19 protein-coding genes and 2 pseudogenes are annotated in these 22,988 nt (G+C 58.6%); 12 read left to right on the forward strand and 9 right to left on the reverse strand.

All coding sequences use genetic code 11. The features are described 5' to 3' along the window. The first annotated feature begins 451 nt into the window (after positions 1-451). The 9 genes and pseudogenes from P3T25_RS45460 to P3T25_RS45500 all read left to right on the forward strand — a co-directional run bounded on the left by P3T25_RS45460 (position 452) and on the right by P3T25_RS45500 (position 10,881). The gene (locus P3T25_RS45460) at positions 452-2,257 is read left to right on the forward strand and encodes a putative bifunctional diguanylate cyclase/phosphodiesterase (protein ID WP_429364063.1); all 1,806 of its coding nucleotides are present in this window, start codon (positions 452-454) and stop codon (positions 2,255-2,257) included. A gap of 667 nt (positions 2,258-2,924) precedes the next feature. Then, complete coding sequence (locus P3T25_RS45465) at positions 2,925-3,188, forward strand: hypothetical protein (protein ID WP_429364065.1); 264 nt, start codon at positions 2,925-2,927, stop codon at positions 3,186-3,188. A gap of 285 nt (positions 3,189-3,473) precedes the next feature. After that, positions 3,474-3,746 carry a hypothetical protein gene (locus P3T25_RS45470; RefSeq protein WP_429364067.1) on the forward strand — a complete coding sequence of 91 codons (273 nt, stop codon included), beginning with the start codon at positions 3,474-3,476 and terminating at the stop codon, positions 3,744-3,746. Positions 3,747-4,391: 645 nt separating this feature from the next. Beyond that, positions 4,392-6,122: a methyl-accepting chemotaxis protein gene (locus P3T25_RS45475; protein ID WP_429364106.1), complete on the forward strand. Its 1,731-nt coding sequence runs from the start codon at positions 4,392-4,394 to the stop codon at positions 6,120-6,122. Between the two features lie 20 nt (positions 6,123-6,142). After that, on the forward strand, positions 6,143-6,736 hold the full coding sequence (locus P3T25_RS45480) for a chemotaxis protein CheW (RefSeq protein WP_429364069.1): 594 nt from the start codon (positions 6,143-6,145) through the stop codon (positions 6,734-6,736). Positions 6,737-6,896: 160 nt separating this feature from the next. Next, on the forward strand, positions 6,897-8,207 hold the full coding sequence (locus P3T25_RS45485) for an EAL and HDOD domain-containing protein (protein WP_429364071.1): 1,311 nt from the start codon (positions 6,897-6,899) through the stop codon (positions 8,205-8,207). A gap of 270 nt (positions 8,208-8,477) precedes the next feature. After that, positions 8,478-8,700: pseudogene (locus P3T25_RS45490) on the forward strand (ShlB/FhaC/HecB family hemolysin secretion/activation protein); the annotation flags it as partial. 10 nt (positions 8,701-8,710) lie between these two features. Further along, positions 8,711-9,472 carry a DUF746 domain-containing protein gene (locus P3T25_RS45495; RefSeq protein WP_429364073.1) on the forward strand — a complete coding sequence of 254 codons (762 nt, stop codon included), beginning with the start codon at positions 8,711-8,713 and terminating at the stop codon, positions 9,470-9,472. A 740-nt stretch (positions 9,473-10,212) separates the two neighbouring features. Next, positions 10,213-10,881: a DUF2968 domain-containing protein gene (locus P3T25_RS45500; protein WP_429364108.1), complete on the forward strand. Its 669-nt coding sequence runs from the start codon at positions 10,213-10,215 to the stop codon at positions 10,879-10,881. A gap of 70 nt (positions 10,882-10,951) precedes the next feature. Here P3T25_RS45500 and fliG read toward each other — a convergent pair whose 3' ends face one another. The 5 genes from fliG to P3T25_RS45525 form a co-directional block, all read right to left on the reverse strand. Next, the gene (gene fliG, locus P3T25_RS45505) at positions 10,952-11,947 is read right to left on the reverse strand and encodes a flagellar motor switch protein FliG (RefSeq protein ID WP_429364075.1); all 996 of its coding nucleotides are present in this window, start codon (positions 11,945-11,947) and stop codon (positions 10,952-10,954) included. Between the two features lie 253 nt (positions 11,948-12,200). Next, positions 12,201-12,587, reverse strand: a complete 387-nt coding sequence (locus P3T25_RS45510) for a hypothetical protein (RefSeq protein ID WP_429364077.1) — start codon at positions 12,585-12,587, stop codon at positions 12,201-12,203. Between the two features lie 273 nt (positions 12,588-12,860). Next, positions 12,861-13,070, reverse strand: a complete 210-nt coding sequence (locus tag P3T25_RS45515) for a hypothetical protein (protein WP_429364079.1) — start codon at positions 13,068-13,070, stop codon at positions 12,861-12,863. Positions 13,071-13,282: 212 nt separating this feature from the next. Beyond that, positions 13,283-13,504, reverse strand: coding sequence for a hypothetical protein (locus P3T25_RS45520; protein WP_429364081.1), 222 nt, complete (start codon positions 13,502-13,504; stop codon positions 13,283-13,285). A gap of 305 nt (positions 13,505-13,809) precedes the next feature. After that, positions 13,810-14,079 carry a hypothetical protein gene (locus P3T25_RS45525; RefSeq protein ID WP_429360433.1) on the reverse strand — a complete coding sequence of 90 codons (270 nt, stop codon included), beginning with the start codon at positions 14,077-14,079 and terminating at the stop codon, positions 13,810-13,812. On the opposite strand from P3T25_RS45525, the gene P3T25_RS45530 reads away from it, so the two are divergent. Next, on the forward strand, positions 14,078-14,326 hold the full coding sequence (locus P3T25_RS45530) for a hypothetical protein (protein WP_429364083.1): 249 nt from the start codon (positions 14,078-14,080) through the stop codon (positions 14,324-14,326). The genes P3T25_RS45525 and P3T25_RS45530 overlap by 2 nt on opposite strands. A gap of 766 nt (positions 14,327-15,092) precedes the next feature. Next, positions 15,093-15,440, forward strand: a complete 348-nt coding sequence (locus P3T25_RS45535) for a carboxymuconolactone decarboxylase family protein (RefSeq protein WP_429364085.1) — start codon at positions 15,093-15,095, stop codon at positions 15,438-15,440. Between the two features lie 986 nt (positions 15,441-16,426). On the opposite strand, the gene P3T25_RS45540 is transcribed toward P3T25_RS45535, so the two are convergent. From P3T25_RS45540 to P3T25_RS45550, 3 genes are all read right to left on the reverse strand, one after another. Then, a complete protein-coding gene (locus tag P3T25_RS45540) occupies positions 16,427-17,800 on the reverse strand; it encodes a hypothetical protein (protein ID WP_429364087.1) in 1,374 nt (457 codons plus the stop codon). Positions 17,801-17,972: 172 nt separating this feature from the next. Next, a complete protein-coding gene (locus tag P3T25_RS45545) occupies positions 17,973-18,998 on the reverse strand; it encodes a protein kinase domain-containing protein (protein WP_429364089.1) in 1,026 nt (341 codons plus the stop codon). Between the two features lie 864 nt (positions 18,999-19,862). Next, positions 19,863-20,558: a phosphatase PAP2 family protein gene (locus P3T25_RS45550; protein ID WP_429364091.1), complete on the reverse strand. Its 696-nt coding sequence runs from the start codon at positions 20,556-20,558 to the stop codon at positions 19,863-19,865. A gap of 451 nt (positions 20,559-21,009) precedes the next feature. Between P3T25_RS45550 and P3T25_RS45555 the strand changes: the two are divergent. Next, a pseudogene (locus P3T25_RS45555) lies at positions 21,010-21,234 on the forward strand (transposase); the annotation flags it as partial. A 328-nt stretch (positions 21,235-21,562) separates the two neighbouring features. On the opposite strand, the gene P3T25_RS45560 reads toward P3T25_RS45555, so the two are convergent. Next, positions 21,563-22,879, reverse strand: coding sequence for an MFS transporter (locus tag P3T25_RS45560; protein WP_429364093.1), 1,317 nt, complete (start codon positions 22,877-22,879; stop codon positions 21,563-21,565). Positions 22,880-22,988: the final 109 nt, after the last annotated feature.

A 22,988-nucleotide genomic window follows, 5' to 3' on the forward strand; every position in this document is an offset into this window, starting at 1 on the left:
TCGTCCGACACATCGGTCGGATACCCTTTGCGGTCTGCTCTTTTCATCCCGCCAGGATACCAGGTCTCACACAAGGTGCCTAACACGCTCTAGGTCGTGATTTGCGACCATCAGACGGACGTCCATGATCGTTTGCCGAATCTCCGCACAAAGTTGTTCGGGATCATCTGCATGCGCGGGCGAGCGCAAGGCCAGTCCGTCCACCACGAACAGCAGATCGTCACAGCGCGTGCAAACACACGGGAAAAGCACTAACTGACCCGTCCTTCGCTCATGTGTGACGACAGCAAATGACCACGGCGCAAGCGACTGGAGCGAGTTTGGGACGCAAGATCGGCGCAGTAAGATGCGAAAAGAAAGCTGAGACATCAGTGTATAGTCGACCGTATCGTTTGACTTTCGAAAACAGCAGCGCAGTCAACGTTCTATAGGCTGTCTCTCGGGGAACCCGGTGAATCTGCCCAATCAGTCCGAACTGCCATCCCCCGTCATCGAGCGGCACCGACTTTACGTATTGCAGGCGTCTTGCCTTCTGGATACACCGCCAGATGCCACACTCGACCGTGTTACTGAACTCGCCACCCGTCTGTTCAAAGCACCGATAGCGCTGATTTCATTGATTGACGAAAAACGTCAATGGTTCAAGGCACGCGTTGGCGTGGAGGTGGCACAAACTGAGCGGAAGGACGCTTTTGGCGCCTACACGATTCTTCGCCGTGACGTTCTTGTCGTGCCCGACGCGTCGCTCGATCCTCGGTTTAAGCAGAACGGATGGGTGATCGGGGAGCCGAACATCCGATTTTATGCCGGCAGTCCATTGCGAACGCGCTCGGGTGTGTCACTGGGTAGTTTGTGCGTGATTGACACCAAGCCGCGCTACGATTTTGATGAGTCGCAGCAGGATTTGCTGACGCAGTTGGCCGAGATGGCGATGGACAGAATCGAAGCACTACGGTCGATCGCATTCGTCGATCCGCCCACGAGGCTCCTGAACCGCGCACGGTTCAGCGATGATGTTCGTGCGATCTTCGATGAACGGCGAAATGGACAGATCTCACCCAGCCACGCCGTTTTGATCAATGTTGTCCCCCTCGGGTATCTCGACGAAACGTCGGTCTCGGTGGGCATTGTCGCTGCCGACAGGTTGATGGCTGCAATATCTGTGCGTGTCGAGCGGGCGCTCGTCGACATCAGGCCAGTATATCGAGTGGACTACGCGCGTTTCGCCGTGTTCGTCCGTGGAGGCGAGAGTGCCGCGATGCGTGTGATCGAAGCTGCGTTGAGGGCCTTCGACGCCCCGCTAGTTGTCAACCAGATTCCTGTCGATTTATCGCCGACTGTCGGTTTGGTCGACCTATCCGGGATAGATGAACATACTGACGTACTGCGAGCCTTGATGTCGTCTTCCGAGGTCGCCAGGAGAGCACGCGTTCCATTTCGGAAATTCGCGAAGCGCATGTTTGTAGCCCAGGAACGCACATTTTTTATTCTCAACACCTTACCTCAGGCGCTGCACGACGAGCATCAATTGAGTCTGGTTTACCAGCCTCGAATCGATTTACGCACGGGTCGCTGCGTGGGCGTTGAAGCATTGCTGCGCTGGTCTCATCCACTGCTGGGAGACGTTTCGCCAGCGGAATTCATTCCATTGGCCGAAAGGACCTCGTTGATGCCCGCGCTCACCGATTGGGTAATGGATAATGCGCTGAAGCAGCTTGCGGCGTGGCAAAAGGCCGGTATATCGTTGAACATGTCGATTAACGTATCGGTGCTCAATTTGGAGCAGCGTGGCTTTGTCATTCGCTACGCATCCCTGCTGCAAACTCATGGGATCGAACCGGCACGCGTTGAGTTGGAAGTTACCGAAAGCGCCTTGGCTCAGAATGCACGATCTGTGACGGAAAATCTTCGCAAAGTTACCAGCATGGGCAGCACCATCGCGATTGACGATTTCGGCACGGGTTACAGTAACCTGTCCAAGCTTCAGCTTTACTCGGCCTCAGTACTCAAAATCGATCAAAGCCTCGTACGCCGTGTCCTGGAAACGCAGCATACGCGTATCCTGGTAGAGGGCATTATTACTCTCGCGCACAAGCTCGATTATCGGGTCGTTGCCGAAGGCGTCGAAACACCGGAAATCTACGAAACTGTTGCGGATTGGCAATGCGACGAAGCACAAGGCTATCATATCGCCAAGCCGCTAACAGCGGCGATGTTTGAATCTTGGCATTCAGATTATATGCAGTACATTATCTAGGCAAACGGTCGATCTCAAGTCAACCGTTTCACCAATACTCGCGACCACTGCGTTTCGTCGCTGCGATAAAAACGTCGTTGCACGATGTTCCTTACGTCATATGCAGGTTCCTGTTGTGTTAGGGAAGTGAATGGCCGCTTTCCGGAAAATCGACCGTCGCTTATGGGTCGGGGGCTGACTATCGAAGTCGCCAGGGCAAAGGAGCGAATCGACGCGGCGAGGTCGGCGGGCGTCGACGCAACGAAGGCGCGGCGTGCGCTGGCGTGCCTGGACCAGGAGCTCGCGGACGCAAAAAAGCGCATGATCGAAGAATTCCATCGCGTGCCCAGCAACCCGTACGCATAACGATCGACGGCGACAAGAGGTAAGGCACGACGGCCCGCTTGCGAGCGGCTTTTTCTTTGCCCAGCACCTGATTGCAAACTCCAATCAAGGCCAGAGCATTCCGCCGATCGGCGCGGTACTGAACGGATCGACGCGATGAAGTGGTTCACGCAGGCGCCGTCCGACCACGGCAAACTGAAGTACCTTATCCGACCGATCATGGCGCGTAAGACCTCACCTCGTTGCGGGCAGCACGAGGCGCGCATTCTGTAAAGAACGAATGTCCTGGAATGCTATGTTGCATAGCCTAACCTGTCCAGTGCGCAGACGCTGGGGAGGAAATATGTACGGCCATTCTTGCGAACCGTATCGGGGGCACGGCGTTTACGTCGAGGTAACGGAGAATCAATCCGTGTCGTTCAACGGTACCGAGCGGCGTTACGCAGTCGCGTGGTACGTGTATAAGCGGGAGCCCTTCATCCAGGCAAACGTGATTGCACGTTTTGCCGAGCCGGTTGAATTTTTGTCCACTGACGAGGCAGTGCGTTACTCAGAGGGGCGTGCGCATACGTTCGTCGATTGCTCGCGCGTCATCTCGAGGGAGTGACGTCACCACGCACAAGTGATGTGTGGCTGCTCCAGGTGCAGTTACGGCGTATCCATATGATCTCGCCGCAGACGCGGAAAAGCCGGTTGCATGGGCGGCGGGAAATTTTCTCGCAACAACGTGATCTACCGCGCAGTGTGATCCACAGGTACTCCCCGATTATTGATAGCGCTGACTCAGCAGTGGCTTATGAAGAAGTGGTCGGGACAGTGGCGTTTTGTGCCCCCGGCTGAAAGTCCGATTTGAAGCCGGTGGAATGTCACCTGACGATGAGAGGAGTTCATCATGCTGCGGTGGATAACCAACTGGGCTGTACGCAATGCGCTTACTCCGGAGAAGCAGGCCGAAAAAGCGTTGCGGGAATTGCGTCTGGAACTCTTCCAGGCTGAACAACGCATCCTTGACGCGCAGATGCACGCAGATTACTACCGAGTTCGCCTGGCCTTTTGTGAAGCGGTGTTGAAAAGCGGCATCGAGCAGGTAAGCGATCAGCGGAAGGAGCCGCAGACAGGCTGGCAGGCATTGAGGACAGGCCCCAAACTCACAGCGGCCCAATAGCGCAAACCCTGCGCGGGCGGAGCGACGACTCCTTCCAGATTTCGCCGTTCAGACTGAACAGTTCGGTGATGCCATCGACGAGCTGCCACCGGTATTCCAACAGTCGCGGCCGACGACAGATCAGCGCCAGCTCTTCGACAGTTGGCCGGGTCGCACCACCGATCGGTCTTGCGCCTCTGGGCGACCGGCTTCGACCGGCGCTCTGCGCCCAGCGTCGATACGCCTGCCCAGTGCATTGCAGTGCGCTCGTGCTGCCACGAACAAGTCAGACCAACAGCATCGACACGGGTCCGCCGGCCGGCATGACTCGTCTATCTTCCCGGTCGATCCGCCAGGACATTTACCCCCCGCGCCAGAAAAAAAAGCCGGCGCTCCGCGTCGGCTAAAGATTCCGGCCATTCCGAGGGCCAGACCAGAACCTGAGAGGCCCGCATTTTTGCATCCAACACCTGGAGCGTGTGTTGGTGACGGGTTTGACCCATTTAACGACGATTAAAACTCATTGCGCATCGACGTGATGGGTAAAACAACTTTCATATGAAGATTGCATCCATTCTGCCGATAATAGAGGTAGAACAGATGCTCTATTTTCCGGCTTCGGTGCGGGATCTGCTCGCTGATGTCAACAATACCAAGGGGTCAATCATGCAGTCCCTCAAAAACCTGAAGGTGGTCACCCAGCTGGTCCTGGGATTTTCCGTGGTTATTGTCCTGCTGGTTGGATTGGGCGCGTTTTCCCTGTTCGAGTTGAGTGGCGAAAACGCTCACGTCGCTGAGTTGCGCGACAACTGGTTGCCAAGCGTGCGAAGCAGTCTGCAGATGCAGGCGGGCCTGCGCGAGATCCGCCTCAACGAATACCGGGCGGCCGGCTCGGCGACGCCAGCCGAAGCCCAAAAGGCGGAACCCCTGATCGAGGCGGGACTTGCGAACTATCGGCACGCCGATGCCGAATACCAGAAGCTGATGACCGAGCCGGAGGAAAAAACCGCCTATGCCGACATCCAGACGCTAATGCCGCAGTACCTGGACCTCGATCAACAGGTCCGGGCGCTGGCGAAAGCGGGCAAACAGGCGGACGCGATGGGGCTCATGACAGGTCAGTCGGCCACTATTCGTGGCGCCATCGAAAAAGACATCAAGACGATCGTCGACGTCAACGTGGCGGGGGCAGCCCGCGAAGGCGAGGCTGCAGATCGGGCGTATTCACGGGCGATTGCGCTCGTGACCGGACTGATCGTCGCAGCGGCTGTGGTCGCGTTGGGTGTGGCGCTGATCATTGCACGCGGCCTCGTGAAACAGCTCGGTGGGGAACCCCGGGATGCCGCGGCGCTCGCCAGCGATATCGCGGATGGCAATCTGCGCGTTGCGGTGCGATTGAAGGCCGCAGACCGTTCCAGCCTGATGTTCTCGCTTGGGGCCATGAAAGACCAGCTGACGAGCATCGTGCAGGGTATCAAGACCTCCAGCGAGTCGATCTCGGTTGCCGCAGGCGAAATTGCGCAAGGCAACAGCGATCTGTCGCAGCGTACGGAGGAGCAGGCCGCGTCACTTGAGGAGACCGCGTCGAGCATGGAAGAGCTGACGGGCACGGTCCGTCAGAACGCGGACAACGCGAAGCAGGCGACCACGCTGGCCAGCGCGGCGTCGGAAATTGCGCAGCGTGGTGGTGAAGTGGTCGGACGCGTCGTCGAGACGATGCACGGGATATCCGACAGCTCGGCCAAAATGACCGAGATCATCAGCGTGATCGAAGGCATCGCGTTCCAGACCAACATCCTCGCGCTCAATGCCGCTGTCGAGGCAGCCCGGGCCGGCGAACAGGGTCGTGGGTTTGCAGTCGTGGCCAGCGAGGTTCGAATGCTCGCACAACGTAGTGCAACCGCGGCGAGAGAAATCAAGGAACTGATTGGCGAGTCGGTGACGCGCGTGGATGCCGGCTCGAAGCTCGTCGAGGAAGCGGGAAGCACGATCAACGAAATCGTCGTGTCGGTGAAGCGCGTAACCAGCATCATGAGCGAAATCTCGTCGGCATCGGAGGAACAGAGCACCGGTATCGAGCAGGTCAATACGGCCGTCAGCCAGATGGACGAGGTGACCCAGCAGAATGCCGCCCTGGTCGAAGAAGCCGCGGCCGCGACGCAGTCAATGGCGCAGCAGGTGCAGGCCTTGCGTGAAGCGGTGGCGGTCTTCAGGGTTGACGACACCGGATCAGGGAGCGCCGCGCTCGCCGTGACGTCAGCACGATCGCCGGCCGTGGCGGTTGCGATGAAGTCCGCGAAACCGGAGCCCGGCCGCCGCGCGCAGCGCCCCGCGAACCAGCCTGCATCAGCGGCGTCCACCGATATTGCCGCAGCGTCGGAATGGCAGACGTTCTAGCGCCCGCCGGACCCACGACCATGAATGCGCCTGAACCTGATACCGTGCAGGAAACGCATGAGTACCTCGCGTTCGCGCTCGGCAACGAGCAGTATGCGGTCGACATCCTGCAGGTCCAGGAAATTCGCAGCTATAACACGGTGACACGGATCGCCAGCGCCCCGGAGCATATCAAGGGGGGGATCAATATGCGCGGCCAGATCGTGCCGATCATCGACCTGCGCATCCGTTTCGGGCTGGACAACGCGTCGTTCAACGAGCAGACCGTGGTGATCATCCTGAATCTGCCCGGCACTGTGATTGGCGCCGTTGTCGATTCGGTGTTGGACGTCATCGAGGTCACGGCGGGCGATATGAAGGAAATCCCGAACCTCCCGTCGAACCCGAACACGGACCACATGAGTGGTATCGCGGCGATGGATGAACGGATGCTGATCATCCTCGACATGGCCGGCTTCCTGATCGGCGAGGCTCTGGTGACGAGCGAAAGCACGACGAGCGTTCAGGCTGGGCCCGCAGGTTCGGTCGCGCCCTGCGTCATTGGGTCAGCGAATGCGCGAGCGGAAGCTGTCGCTGCGTTTCACCGTGAAGGCAGCGGCAGGTGGCCGACCTGATGCGCTTGTGCCGGGCATCGTGCTGTCCCGCCGCTTTCGATGCGTGACGGGCCTGCATCGCCGGTCCAGTCATTCGAAGTTGCACGACCGGCCAGATGGGAGGAACGTCCCTGCACGATCGGCATCGACAAGGTCTCTACAGAACAGGATACGTTCAGGAATGACAGCAAGAAAGGCCTTGCCCGGCCCAACCGACGGCCAGGCGACATCGAACAGCGAAGCGGTCATGCCGGAGTACATCTACCTCGGGCGCCAGCCGATTCTCGATCGCAGCGGAGCATTAAACGCGTTCGAACTGCTGTTCCGCTCCGGCGCCACGAATCTCGCCCAGGTCACGGATGACGCCAATGCCACCGCGCAGGTCATCGCAAGACTCATCGGCGATATGGGCCCCCGCGCTGTGCTAGGCAATCACACCGGCTATGTGAACGTCGACCGTACGGTGCTGATGTCCGACATGGTCCAGTTGTTGTCTCCCGAGCGCTTCGTGCTCGAAATCCTCGAAACGGTGACGTTCGACGAGGCACTCTTCAGGCGCTGCGGCGACCTTAGGCGAGCGGGCTTCCGGCTCGCACTGGATGATGTATCGCAGGTCACCCCGCGCCTGCTCGATCTTCTGCCGTGCGTCGATATTGTCAAGATCGACTTTCTCGAATGCCCGCGCGAACGCCTTGGCGAACTGATCGGCGTCGTCAGGCAGCACGGGAAGGTATTGCTCGCCGAGAAAGTCGAAACACCGGAAGACCATGACGTCGCCATGCGCGCCGGCTTCAAACTGTTTCAGGGCTACTACTTTGCCAAGCCGCAGGTGCTGACCTCGCGGCGAACCACGCCATCGCGTGAAGCGCTGCTCCGCTTGCTGGTGCTGCTGAGCGGCGAACCGGAGACTGTCGAACTCGAAGCCGAACTCAAGCTGAGTCCGAACCTTGTTGTTCAACTGTTGCGTCTGCTCAATTCCAGCGCGTTTGGCCTTGCGCGGAGGATTTCGTCACTGCGCGAAGCGATCATGATAGTCGGCACGCGGCAAATCACGCGCTGGGCTCAATTGCTCCTGTTCGCAGACGGTCATCTCCACGCGTTGCGCTCCGATCCCCTGGCGCAGTTGTCTGGCACGCGCGCGCGATTCATGGAACTTGCCGCCGGCCGGATGCGGCCCCGTGACGAACGATTTGCCGATTCCGCGTTCATCACGGGCGTGTTCTCGCTGGTTCATGTGTTGTCCGGCAGGGCGATCGGGGACATCGTGCCGAGGCTGCCGATTCACAACGATATCCAACAGGCACTGCTCGAACGGCGCGGCGAGTTGGGTCTGCTATTGAACGCCACCGAGGCGGCCGAATCGGGGGAGCTCATGGCGATCCGCGCGGCGTGCGATGCACTACCCATCTTTACCCCCAGTGACCTGACCACGCTCGGGCTTGCCGCGGCCGCCTGGTATGACGACCACGTGCGGGGCCATCGCAGTAACTGAGCGGTCCCCCATCTGGCGAATTCCAGTTCTTCGATGGCAATGTGCTGGCACAGCGCACGCAGGTGCCACATGGTCAGACCGATAGTTTCGGATACCCCAAGGGTAGGCGTAAGGATTCGTGCGGAAATGCGTAACGTCGGGGCGAAGTCCCGGTTAAAGCTTGCTTCGATTGATACAACATCGCGCCAGCCAGCGCCTGGCGCTGCGGGCAGCGTTCCAGACGGCTTCAGTTGGGACCCGCGGTGGACGGCGTCACGCAGAATGGCCGGAGGTCAGCCGGTGTTCGCCAGCTTCGATTTCGGCCACGTCTGCGAGCTGAATACTGCAGCGCTCGCCGGGCCGCAAACGGCAGGCACAGTGATCGGTGTTCGCGGCGCCGCCCCGACGCGGATCGGCGCAATGGCCTATGATCTTTTTGCAGGCACGCCGATCTACAAGCCAGCGGATCTTCCGACCATGCGTTACCGTTGGCTTCCAGCTAACCGCACAATTCTGGGCAGGTGATGTCTATAACATCGAGCAAGCATCAGCGTATCGCGCCTCCCGTGCGCCAGTTCGATCTGTCGATTCCGCTCAAGCGGTTCAACGGCCAGGTGTCACCCGATACCGAAGATACGGACCTCACGGAATTCGTGCAGGCACACCTTGCCGAGGTGTTCTCGCTTTCCGAAGAGCCGCCCGCGTGTGGTCATTGCGGCGACCGTCATACGCGGCTCAGGCAAGCACCACGGCCTGGCAAGGCGCGTCTGCCGGCCTTCCTGTGCCTGGCCTGCAAGCGCCAGTTCAATCGCCTGACCGGCACCCCACTGGCCAACATAAGCAAGCGCGAGCCGGCTTCGACACTCATGGCGTTCGCGGCCATGCTGTCGCAGCAGATGCCGTATGCCGCAGCAGCGGAAAAGCTTGGTCTCCATGTGATGGTCGTGTCGCGCTGGACCCGGCGGATGCGCGCATGGCTGCTGCAACTCGATCCGACCGGTCACTGGGAAGCAAAGGTCCGGCTTGGGGTACGGCCGCCCGACCCGGTCGCAAAGTGCCCGTCATGCGGTCATCTCGGACCGGTCACATTTCTCGGCTTCATCCCGGCCGTGCGCGTGCACGGCGAACGCATGCGGCAGTGTCGCTGCGGCGCCTGCTGTGGGGTTTTCCGCTTCCTTCTGGAAGGCCCAGTCGAAGCGCCTGCCCGGGATGTACGTGACTACGCGATGGTCGGCCACGGCGAGCCGCGCCTCGGGCGGCGCATCGCGAAAAACAATCCTGCCTGACACCAGTCCGTCGTCCGACAGTATGCCCAGTCACCCCGCTGCGATGAGATCGCTTCATGGCAGGCCATTCAAAACCATGCCCCGCAAAACGTCCCTCGCGCAAACCACCGCTGCCCCGGGGGATGCTGCTGCCCCCGCTTTCTAGTGCCGTAAATCGCACGTGACAGACAATGATTGTCGTCGTGCGGCAGAATTCAATTTAGCCGCTGAGCCACGCTACAATCGGCTCTGCAGTCGCCCACCGCAAGATCTCACGCATCGAACGTCTACCTCCCCCCGACACTGAGCTGCCGCGGAGTAACCGCAGTGGCTATAGCTCAGGGTGGACGAAACCCGAGGCGCTCAGCAGCACTGTTTCGGCGGGAATACTGGGTTCGTAGCTTTTCAAGTTGCCGTCTCGTCGTCCTGTCACGATCGTATGGTCGGTTATGACCCGCGAGGCGCGCCAGAACGCCCAGCGGCACGTGCGGTTTGAGCGTTCCGAGCAGCAGGTATCCGCGAGATTGAAGTTCGTCGAACTCTCGACAGGTGAACAAAACACATTCTGGTTCGCCGTTTCAATCCCCGCGTTTCTCAACTCAACGTTTCCGCTTAATTGCCGTTAATGCCTGTGTAGGCGCTATCGACTTGCGGCCGTCCGGGTCGGCGATTTCGCCTGCTCGTTGTTATCAATGTGAGAGGTTTGCAAACATATGAAACTGTCTTTTGCCCAGCAGCTTGCCCTGACCGCGCTCGTCGCGATGGGGGCCATGCACGGTGTATATGCGCAGGCTCTACCAGATAGCGGCGCGAGCGCTGCCGTCGTTGCCCCGCCGGGCACAACGACCGCACTGCCGCCCACGACGCAGGCACAGCAGGGGCAGGCCGGTATGCTGACAGCTGACGAGGCGAAGCAGTCCGCCGCCGGCAACGTCGCCGAGCTGCAACAGATGATCCGCGGTGCGGACCTGAGCGAGTTGCGCACGACGTACAACGGCGGCTATGGCGCGAGCCTGCTGTTTTACGGCAAGGAGATGACGTACTACGTCGCGCTGTTCCAGCAAAAGAATTTCTGGCGCGTCATCAAGACGCAGGACGCAACGCGTGCCGACATGATCTACAAGTATTTTGTGCGCCAGACGTTGCAGCTATCCGACGTCGAGATTCGCCGCAGCCGGCTCGAGGCGCAAAAGGCGTTCACCGAGCAGATGATTGCGCTGTCGCAGGGTCGTGCGAACCGCCTGCAGGCCGACCTCGATGTAGCGAGTCAGCAGCAGACACTCGTCGCCAATCAGCAACAGAAGACGCGTGCCGAAGCCACTGCGCTCGCGAAGCAGAAGGCGGCCGCCCAGGGCCAGTTGCGGGCCTCCCAGCGGCAGGTACGCGAACTCCAGAGCCAGCTGGAAAGCGGCCTGGCGGGCTCACACTGATTTTCAGTCTTTCCCTGCAGGAGCACGACCCCGTCCGGTTCTCATCGCGATGTTCGCGCAGGGAGGCACTTCAGACATACATGTCGTCAGCCTTGTCACCAAGCGCGATCTCGCCGCTCCCGGCGAGGTCGCGCGCGACCTGCATAACCTTGCGCTGTTGTGCTTCGACTTCCGACAGGCGCACCGGGCCACATGTGTCCATATCTTCGGAAAACAGTTCAGCCGCGCGTTGCGACATATTCGCCATGAATTTCTGACGCAACTCGGGTGGCCCGACCTTCAGTGCGATGACCAGTGTCTCCGTGCCAGCTTCCCTGAGCAGCAGCCGGATCGCGCGATCATCAAGCTCAACCAGTTTCTCGAATGTGAACATCTCGTCGATGACCTTTTGCGCGAGATCGTCGTCGTAGCTGCGTACGTTGTCGATTACCGATTCTTCGTGCTGGGTTGACAGGTAGTTGAGGATTTCCGCTGCCGCGCGAATGCCGCCAACCGCCTTGCGTTTCACGTTACCGCTGCCAGACAGCAACTCTGTCATCACATCGTCGAGTTCGCGCAATGCAGCCGGCTGGATGCCATCGAGCGTGGCAATGCGCAGCAGCACATCGTTGCGCGTCCGTTCGACGAAGCATTCGAGTACGCCAGAAGCCTGTTCCGGGTCCAGGTGCACGAGGATGGTTGCGATGATTTGCGGGTGTTCGTTTTTGATCAGTTCCGCGACGGCTGGCGCATCCATCCACTTCAGGCCTTCGATGCCGCCAACGTCGTCACCCTGCAGAATGCGGTCGATGACGTTGCCAGCCTTGTCTTCGCCGAGCGCCCTCGTCAGCACCGACCGGATGTAATCCTTCGAGTCAAGCGATAGCGTCGTGTGCGTTTCTGCTTCCTTGATGAAGTCTTGCAGCACAGTGTCGACGGCACCGCGCGTGACGTTTTTCAGGGCGGCCATCGCGATGCTGATCTTCTGCACCTCACGTGGGTCGAGGAACCGGAAGGCTTCGGCCGCCTCGTCTTCACCGAGCGACATCAGCAGCAACGCGGCCTTGTTGATTCCTTCGGCGTTCACTGGCCGCTCCGTGACTTGCTAACAATGATTGCAGCGATCTTCTGATCTCTTTTTTCCGGCAACCGCGCGTTGTTCAGTTGCTCTCCCGACGTTGGGAGCAATGCTCCATCCGTCGGTCGCATGCGTCCCGGAGACCTTAAAGGACGACGGACCGTGGGCCAGCCAGGGCGTGCCGGAAGTACATGCCGGACACGTTGCGCGAGCCGGTCCGCTTTAAGTCCGGCACGGTACGCTGACCTGAACGGTGCGGGATTCATGCGTCGGTGCCTCGCCGGCGGGGTAGGTTCAGGTTGACCCACTCGTAAGCATCGTGCCCAAGCCTGCCCACTTCGCGCCACACGGCGAAGGGAATCTCCTGTCGGGCCGCGTGCCGATCAACGAGACCCTGGCATGCCTTTGTCATCTGTCGAAGCAGCACAATCGCATGCGTTTCAGTTCTGCCCCCGTGCTGGTCGAGCGCCGTCTTCGCCTCGTGAGCCCTTTGAAACATTGCCCGCCATTGGGAATCCCGGATTTCCTGAGCGTGAGTGCCGTGCTGCGCGAGCGCGCTCGAAACAATGTAGAGGTTTTTGAGCGCCGTGATGACTTCTGGTGGCAACACAACGCAGCCTTCGCTGCAGCCCGGCTGCGTGCGCGTCATCAGCATGTCCTCGACAGGTCCGCCAGGGGTGTGGCCGCGAAATCCGTTGTCGACGAAGCCGTGTGACCTCTTGAGGAACGGGCGGGATGTGAGATGTTAGCCAGCCGGTGCAAATCTGGACTGGGTAGCGGTGTTTGTGAGATGCCGGTCGAGGTGGCGCTCATGCGGGCGTGACAAGTGTTGTGGATGAGAAATTCGCTGGACTGTTCAGGTCGCTTTCTGCCTTTCGTGCAGATGTGGCTACCGGATGGGGAGGCAATAGCCGGCTTACCGTTAGTGCTTGCGGCCAAAGCACGCCTGGGCGGCTTCGAAGGGCGACAGGCCCGCGCCGAAATAGCCGCGAAGACGCCGCATGGTCGCGGGGTCGGGATGATAGTGCGGGCGGATAAATCCCGCTTCAACGGCTTCGCCGTACCAGGCACGCGTCCACTGGTCCAGACCCTGTTCGTACATTAGCGATACGTATTTCGACTCGTTAAACATGATGATTTCCGAAAGCTCAATAGACGCGTTCGCCGTAGATGATCGCGCGGACACTGCAGGCAATCGGTCGACGCGACGCCGCCTGGTGCCGCACAGCGTTGTCCGCGAATTTCTGACGTGTGACACCAGCAGCAATTGATGCAACTGCGACAGGCGTGTTCAGGGAATCAGCGCGCTTGTCCTGACCGTACTCAAGGACTATGCGGCGCCGGTCACTGCTGTAGTGAGACACTACAGCCCGCGACGGGCGTGCCGATCAGGTTGAGCAGCGCGCGGAGTCGTTGCCGGTCCTGCACCGACAGCCCGGGGCGTGTCAGCAGGCACTCGATCTGCGATATCCAGTAGTCGCGACGGATAAGTCGTGGGCGACAAACCAGGGCATTCAGTGCCTTCTCCAGTTGTCCAATCTCGGTCTTCACCATGTTCACGTTCATCTCCTTTCGCGATCCTCTGAAATCCGGAATGTCACACGGGCTGCCGTGGACCGCAGTAGACACCTCATTCGCAAGAGATCAGTGGCTGTTTCCATCATCCTGATCGACCGTCGACGGCGCTCAGGCATCCGCCGGGACGCGACACACGCTACATGTGACACAACATCCGCTACAGGTAATTCAGCCATATCACCATCAGGACGTAGGTGAGGACGAAGAGCCAACCCAGAGTGCCATCAGGCCATGTCGACATCGGCTTTCTCCTTCGATACCGGGTGGTGAGTACGTGTGCTCATTTCGCGCTTTCACACCGGCTCGGCAGCAGTCCAACGCGTCCAGCCGCTTTGTCCATCTGCGCCGGTGACGCGCAAGGCGCGGGAGCCGTCGGTGAACGTCAGGCATTCAACGCGAAGACGCCGGTCTGCGTCAGTACCATGTGCGTGGACATCGCCGCTTTCATGCCTGAAATGCAGCTTGCCTTCCTGCAAGAGGTCCAGCGATGACTGATCTCCTGGGTTTGCGCGTTTACGGTCCCATCGGTTCAGGAGCGTCGCGGCAATTTCGGCGTCGAACATGTTGAACTTTCCTCAGCGGGCAGATAAGGGTGTCAGCCCGAAGCAACTTGAAGTGTGTGTCTTGGCCGCCTTGAAACGCGTGATCGCGCCCGGGTATCGACGCTCTGTTCGTTCGATGCGCCTGGTGCAACAGCCATACGTCGAATCCCTTGATGGCGGTCAAACAGACAAGGTTTGGGAGCAATGGCAGCCACAGTTTTTGGGCAAACGTTTGCCTTTCCATGTTCGACCCGCCGTCACGGCATGAATGAAGTCAACATGTATTACGGCATCCATTCCTGTATTTTGACTGGGGTAAACCCTGTCACAGCATGCCATCCGCGTGGGAGCCAGACAGTGCAATAATCTGCGCTGCACAGGTTCTGGCATGGCCTTCGGAATAGCCAGAATCCTTCAGCCGACACGACCTGTCGGCTTTTTTTCGTCAGCGTGTGGGCGAGCGCTCATGCGAATCTACGGACCCGGAAGTGTCGGACGGCCTTTCCATTGGAGAATTCGTTGATAGCGAGCACGGCCACTGTGGGTTGCGGACCGGTACATCGACCGGTTCGCCGAGCGAGTGCGTTGCGTGCACTGCGACGGGCGCATCTTTGGGTAACCGTATTGCGCCACCTTAGATATCGTCGGGTTCGAAACGGTGTACTCCTTCGCCGGTGCACCGGGCGAATCCAAACGATACCGCGACGTTGCGGAGATACATCGCCGCAGCGTCGTGATCGTCAAGGCAACGGGCAAGTACACCGGCCGAGCACACAGGCGCGATTACGCCGCGATTTGGGCATGGCGGGCTTGAGCATTCGGGCGACACCGGAACAGTTCGGTATGGGAACCTGCCCGGCAGTATCAACGTCGTGAACCTGAAATTCGCTCTTCTCAATATCCAGCCCGATCATGGTAATCTCGCCATCGACGATTCCCTCAGATGAAAGAGCGACTCATCCTGGCACGTCGATACCGTCGCAGAGGTCGTCATCCCTGTCACTGAAAATGATATTCCTACGGAGACCACACCCATGCTTATTGACTGGAAGTCGTTTCTCCCCAAAGTTAGCGGCACCGTGAAAGAACTGGCCGAGGCCAGCCCGGAAACAATCGGGGGATACCGCCAGATTTGCGCCGCCGACGCCCAAACGGGACACCTGGACGCTAAAACGCGCGAATTGATTTCATTGGCGGTAGCTGTGACCACCCGCAGTGACGGATGCATCGCGAACCACACGAAGAAGGCGATCGACCTCGGCACGACTCGTGAGGAGATCGCCGAGGCACTGGGCGTCGCCATTGCGATGAACGCCGGCGCTGCGGTCGCCTATTCCGGCCGAGTCATGGACGCTTTCTCGGCCTTCTCGACTAAGGAATAACTCGTCGCACAGCCGCCCGTTCGGACGAGGTCGACGAAGATAAACGCGCGGGCAAGCGCGACGACCGAGGCGACGGGGAAATTCTGGTGATAGCGTGGAGGGCGCCCGCACCGGCCTTTCGATTGCGCATCCTGCGCTCGTAACCAAGGCTTGTATCCTGCTCCCGTACGTTGCCCATAGCCCCCCCGGGGCAGCGTACGGAATAATGTCTCCCTGCGTCTCGAAGCGCCGCGCACTGAAATCCGTCCTTGTTTCTGCATGCTCGCGCTGTATTGACTACCGCTACCGCGTTCCCCATTGTCGCCTATCCCAGCTCGGTCTGCTCCGGCTTCGGGGCGATGAAGTCAGAGGAACTGGAGAAACGCGATCCTCTAGTGGAATTCGACTAGCGTAGTTCGTGCGTGAAGGTCTTTGCGACGTCGTCGTCCTTCTTGCGCTTCTTGCCAACGCCGCTGCCGGAACAGACCGCGAAACTATGAAGCGGTGTTTCACTTTCCTGCGCCCATTCGGTAAGCGTCTGCGACAGCAGGGATAAACGCAGCGAGCGGCGATCGATTTGAGGTTAGCGCTCGACCGGGTTCGGCCAGGAACGGACGGTCGACGCTCCCAGCTAAATCGTCAATCTGCGGCGGTGTTGATCACTTCATTTCCAGATCCGTTTCAAAGACGGCTGAACTAAGCCAGCTTGCTGGCCGAGACGATCCTCAAATTGCTTTGGCGACAGATAACCTGGCGACGAGTGCATACGTCGTGCGTTGTAGACGTCTTCCAGGAACACGGGAAGCCTGGAAGTGACGTCCGCGAAGGTCTCGTATCCGGCAAGATAGATTTACTTATCGGTATTTTCTGAATCGAACCGCCAGATTTTGCACAAAAAGGACGAGTACCCCAGAAGGCGCTTCTAGGGGGAGTTTTGTTTGATATTCAATGCTGCTTGCACCCGGGCTTTTCATTAGGCTGCTTCGCACCGCAAACAAGGATTCGGGTCAGTCGATTACACGTAGCGTATTCGTCGCCATATCCCACTCCCACTTACGCTTAGCCACGCGTGCAGATGCTTTCTCCTCAAGTTGCCGCTTCCTGTCAGCGTCGACAAGAGAGCGCATTACATAGATCGCGCCGGGACTTGGGAGACGCTCAACGCTAGTTGCTGCCTCGGCAATGATCGCTGCAGCAGACGGGTCGGCCGAAGTCGACGCTGTTCTCGCAAAAAACGCTCTCGCCAATGCCTCTGACTGGGGTTCATTGCGGGAACGAGCCGCGCGAATCGCGCGCTCATAGAATTGCTTACCCCGCTCAAACTCACCTGTGGCGTACGCAAGCGCGCCCGCATTGGCTAGCAAGTGTGTCGCATGTCGTTTCGCTTCTGGGCGACCTGCCAGCAACATCAATTCACGAAACGCCTGATCAAGCTCACCGTTCTGTATTTTGCAAAACAGCAGGTTTAGGTTTGACGAGTAATTGTGCCCGCCATCCATCTCGACCGATTCTTCGGCAACAGCCTGTGCCGCACCGAACTGTCCATCTAGGCTGTAGAGATAACAGAGCGAGTCGTACGGACGTGACGCGAATGGCTCATCTTCATGCCAACGTCGCGCCCATGCTATCGCTTCTTCTACCATGAGCTTTCGGTATGCGTTGCTGCTATTCGCCTCATACGAAAGCGGTGTAAGCAACGCCGAATCGTCAACAATCAATTTAAGCTTGGTAGCTGCCCATTCAACCTGAGCCAAGCTGTTGTCGTTCGGATTCAGCAACGCTTTTTGAAACAAAATCTTCGCCTTTTTATCCGACCCCGAAAGCAACTCTACTGTTGCAACAGCGCTCGCCAGTTCACTCACGTCTGGCGCAGTATGCTTTTCCTCGCTCAGCAGACGCGATTTCTGCTTTGCCAAACTCGACGTTCGACCGCGCACCGTCGCTACAGCAATCTCTGACGCCTGAACCCAAGGGTCAGCTTTCAACAACGGCGACCTAGATAAAACGTCATGCGCAATCTCGTACTCGCCAATGTGTAAGTAATATCGCGCCGCAGCCCTGACTATGAAGCGCGATTGCGGAGCAAGCGCTACTGCTGCTCGGACATAACGACGCGCGGAGGCCTCTTGCCGCTTTACGGTAAGTGCCCGCGCGACATCCATCAATAAAATCGGGTTGCGGTAATCAACAGCGAGCAACTTTCTGGCTTCGCGAATGAAATCTCCTGCTGGAGCCTCGAGCGCCTGCTCATCTGCTACATCGAGCACCCGTTTCGCTGACCGGACCAGCTGACTTGGCCCGATTTTCCCTGCATTTTCAATGATCACAGATGCGGCACGCTTTGCCGTATCTGAGTCGCCCGCTTCGCTCGCGAGATACATCAGCTCCGCCGCAATCGGAACGGAACGATCTGCCTCGAACTCCCGAGCCTTGCCGGCGACCTCGTTCGCGTAACTAGCCGAAACCTTCGGCCGCTTCGTCCATGCTTCCGCAGTGCGGGCCGTAAGGGCCGACGACCGCCACCTTGGCACTACCCGACGCGGTCGTTCTTTCTCAAGCATGGTTCGCCGCCACCCGGACACCCGCAGTCTTTTCCAACCGGTCAAATCGGGCCGCGTATCTTTCCAACCAGAGCAAACTTCCCTTAGAATTCTTTGGCTGGCCAGTCCTCCCTCGCAGGGACGGATCCGGACAGCAAAGGTCTTGTACGATTGCCATCAACTCACTCCGGAATCGTTCAGGAAAGTCAGCACTCAGATCAACGAGTGCCGCGGTCATCGCCGCCTGAACGTGCGGCATCACCTCGGCATACGGTGCGCCCCAATTGCCTGCCCGATACGGGGCCGCCAGCCGTTGCATAACGAAGTCAGCGAAGCACACGTTTGTAAATGCGAACACGACCAAACAGCCCAAATGAAAAACGTCCGTACTTAGTCGCCGTTCCACCCAATCTGCAGGTACGTGCCCGTATCGCTGCTCGAATGGCGCATAATTTAGGGCTCCAGGCACCACGCACGCGTCGTGCGGGGCCGCACGTCCTTGCAGCGAAGAGCGGCCTAGATCACCCAGCTTCAGCTTACCATTCTTGAACCGTAACACGTTCGATGGCTTCAGGTCCTGGTGTGCAATTGCCTGTCCGTGCAGTTGTCGCAGCCCAAGCGTAGTCTGATGGAGCACAAAAAAGCGCCACTGATCGGTGACGGGTTGGCTGACGTCGACGGTACTTCGGATATCGCCCTCAGCCAATTCGAATACAAGGAACGGAACGTACCGTAAAACCGCCGGCGCGTTCGGATCGCGTTCAAGCCGATCAGACTCCAGCACCTCTACGATCCGGCCTAAGCGTTTTTCTTTGCATATGCCCAGCAAATCGCTCTCATACTGGAACCCGGCAATCAAGCTTGTTATCTGGGAAATATCAAACTTCTCGATATCTAGAGCTTTCAGAAAAGCCTTTCGACCGTCCCTCTCGACGAAATAGCAATCAGAAAAATAGCCACCGGTATGGTCTGCAGCAAAAGCCGCTCGTTCCCCGACGAGCCACCCGGCGGGAGTAACTTTCCCCGTAAGATTCAGCACAGTGCCCCCAAAATTGGTCTGTTAGTTTTTTGCTCGACGAGAGCATGGCTTGCCGAACTGTTTTTTAAACCCGAACGTCGAAAAAATTGCACCGTCAACAGCCGTTGAAGAGATGCATATTATCCAACTGGCAGCAATAGCTGCAATGCCAGATTTACGATCTACATTACCTGACTTCTTGCCTTCATCCCGGCAACTTTACCCCGATCGAGGATCCCCCATCGTAAAGGTTGACCGGACGAGGCGGAGCCGACCCGTTACGCTCAAGGCATACAAACTTAATTGGCCCACCGAGAAAACGCAATGCGTAGTTGCTGTCGTGAGGCGTGAGTAGCTGCAACTGCCTGCGTCGCTGTTGATCCGCCTCACGATCTCGCTCCCAGAGGCAAGCCGTATTGAGGCAAGCTGTATTGAGGCCAGCAGAGCGATGACAGACAGGGAGCAGTTAGTGCGGGTCTTCACGGACACTTGTTCACCAGTTCAGAGCGGTTATCTGAAGAACTGCAACGGTTCGATCTGCTGTAGTTGGCGACCAACGAAAGGCAATTCTCTCCATGTTTACCACATCACGAATGGCCGGTTTTGAGAATGCCGACGGTCCCTTGTGGGTCGCCTGCCGCCGATCGCCGTCAGGCAGAGGCCGACCAGGAAGCGACATTCGATGTGGCCCCCGATAGCCGTCTTTCGCTTGTGCTTACTGCCACTAACCGACCTGTGTCGCGGCGGTTCGTCGCCCCCGCTTCTGGTCAACGTCGGTCCGGATTCGTGTGCGAATCGATTTTAAATCTGTCCATCCGTCATGCTTGCGCTGAAGCTCACGCTATTGCCAGTAGTCGCCGGGCCGATAGCTGCGGGCACGGGCAATCACAGTGCTTTTGAAACCGACTGCCCGAGCAGTAGTATTTCGTCAAACTGGGTTATTAATTCGAAACACAAGAGAAACGCCAACGTATAAGAGGGTCCGGGAAATCTGTGAATCCATCGCAAGATCGGCACTGCAAAACGCGTTCTAACGGGGTCGCGAGTCATTACGTAGGCGATGATAATCCCGATCGCCGCCCCCCCGAGTATGTCGGTCGGATAGTGCAAGCCGAGATAAACGCGCGGCAGGCATATGAAGATCGCGGTGTACAAAAGCGCGAGCACGCCGACGCGGCGCCAGACGAGAAAGATTCCTGTCGCGACCGACATCCACAGCATCGCGTGGTCGCTCGGAAAGGAACTCCAGGTTCGCAGCACCGCCTCTCGCAGACCGGCTGATGGAAAGTGCAAGTGCAGCTCGGGGTTATAGATCGGCCGCACCCGAAATGGCAAGTAATGGGCGAGAAGCCTGCCGATTGCGAGCGCCATGAGGCCGCTCGCAATCGTCGCGATGACCATTTCACGCTCCCATTCAACACGCTGACTGGGTTTGAACCATATCCACCACAAAATGGGTACGAGCACGAAGCCCTTGAATGTATATAGGGCCGCGATTACCCTTATCGCATGATTAAGCATGATCGAGCTAAAAGCGATGTGCGTCAGGAAAGTCTGGATTGCCGTATCGAAACTGTTCATTTCGGCACCTCCTCTTAGATTTATAGCTATAAGAATGCCTGGCTTGCGTAAGCTGCCGCCCGTTTTCTCGCAACCACACGTGAGCCAAGTGTGGCACCCAAAAAGTCGGTAAAAAAGAAAAAAAAGTAAAAAAACAGAAGCCGGGAGAGAAAAAATAACCGTTATTAGAAGTGCCGGCGCGACTCACCCCGCGGTTGCGCCGATACGCATCACGGCAGACAGCCAGCGTCCGGTCGCGACGGAGGCCGAGGCACTCATGACAGGCGCAGCTGCTGGGCAGCGGTTAGTCGACGACACGTTCGTCCCGCGAACGTACTCGAGGACTGTGATTTTGAAAGATCTGCGAGCAGCTTCAGAGGCGGGTCAGGTGACCTTGAATCAATGTCTGCTTCGCAGGAGGCTGAACGTCGACCTAGGGTCGTGTGCTGCCCTTGGCAACGGGCAGTAGTCGGCCATGCAGGCGCGACTTGATCATGCGCCTGAGATGATGCGCATCCGGCGACAGACAGTCGAGCATCCATTCGGCACGATCAAGGCATGGATGGGCGCAACCCATTTCCTGACACGGACCATCGAGCGGGTGAGCACGGAGATGAGCCTGCACGTGCTGGCGTACAACATGAAACGGGTGATCAAGTTACTCGGTTCAGAAGCGCTTATGAAGGCGATGCGGGCGTGGCGCCCGTACCGGGTTGCTGAGCCTTTGCGATATGTTCGACTGGAGTTTGACGTTTGTGCTCCAGCACTTCACAGGCCGCGACCTGCGCAGGCATAGGTCTCGTCAATTCCCTGTGGCCAGTCGTTTTGACACATCTGGGCCATCTACGGACGTTGGCCCACGCTTCACACGGACATTCGAACGTCGGCTTCTCCGCACCAGAAGCCGGACCTTGTCAGTCCTGTCATCGGCCACAACAGACCCTCAATTATCTTGATTTGAAACGTTCGCAACGCACATTCGACGGCCGATTGTATTTCGTATCCGCGGAATCATCGATCCCCGGTCATTGAATCAGGTCCGGCTGAAGCGCGTTACTGGCCGGCGCTGGCGCCCCGCGGTCCGGCATCAGGAAGGCGATCAGCGCCGCCAGGAATGCAGCAATCGCCAGCACGACGAGGGCTACCGAAAAATTTCCCGTGAGGTCCTTGATCACACCTACGACCCATGGCCCTAGCAAACCACCGACCTGCCCGATGGTGTTAATCAGTGCAATGCCGATCGCGACGGCGGCCCCGGTCAGAAACTCGCCGGTCAGGGTCCAGAATACCGCCAGACACCCCCAAATTCCGCCCGCCGCGATGCAAAGCAACGCAAGACCGATGACAGGCTGCGAGACGAAGGCACATGCCAGCAAGGCGAATCCGCCGATGGTCATGCATACGGCGATATGAAGCCTGCGCTCGCCGACCCTGTCGGAATGGCGTGCCACGAGATACATCGAAGTCGCTGCACAACAAAACGGCAGCGCGGTGACGAAGCCCACCTGCACGTCGGACATCGTGCCCATGTGCTTCACGATCTGTGGCAGCCAGAGCAGGACGCCATAGAACGCCGTCAGGAAACAGACGAACAACGCCGACAGACTCCAGACCCGGGGCATCATTGCGATCTTGAGGAACGGAAGGCTCGCGGTCTTCGTGAGCTTGGACGCCTCACTCGCCAGTTCGGTAACGAGCCAGTTCCGCTGTTCCGAGGGCAACCACGTGGCGCGCTCAGGCCGGTCGGTAAGCCATACCAGCACGAACAGGCCGAGCACGACAGCCGGAGCCGCCTCGAGCAGCAGCATCCAGCGCCAACCGGCAATGCCATGACTGCCGTCGAGAGCACGCATCAGAAGACCCGACACCGGCGAGCCGATCGCGGATGCGATGGCCGTCGCCATGATGACACCGGCATTCGCGCGAGAGCGGTAGCGAACAGGAAACCAGTAAGCCAGATAGGCAACCACGCCCGGAATGAAGCCCGCCTCCGCCACGCCAAGCAGAAATCGCAGGATGAAGAACGAGGTCTGCGTGTGGACGAACGCGAGTCCGGCCGACACGAGTCCCCACGTGATCATGATGCGGGATATCCAGATCCGCGCGCCGAACCGGTGCAGCATGATGTTGCTGGGCACTTCGAACACCGCATAGCCGATGAAAAAGATCCCTGCGCCCAGCCCGAATACCGATGCGCTGAACCCCAGGTCCTGGTTCATGCGCAGTGCGGCAAAGCCGATATTCACGCGGTCGAGGTAATTGATGATGAGCAGCACGAACAGCAGCGGCACCAGTCGCCGATAAATTCGGCTGATGGTGAGGGATTCGATGGTTGTCTCCATTTTTGTCTCCTGGGGGAAGTGGATGCCGTCAGGCGGGCAGCGGATTCGTCAGGTCTTTTTGCTGACGCGTTGACGCGGGGACGCCAAGCTCTGGATCGGCGCGTCCGTC

Source organism: Paraburkholderia sp. GAS32 (genome assembly GCF_050434225.1).
Classification (GTDB): Bacteria; Pseudomonadota; Gammaproteobacteria; order Burkholderiales; family Burkholderiaceae; genus Paraburkholderia; species Paraburkholderia madseniana.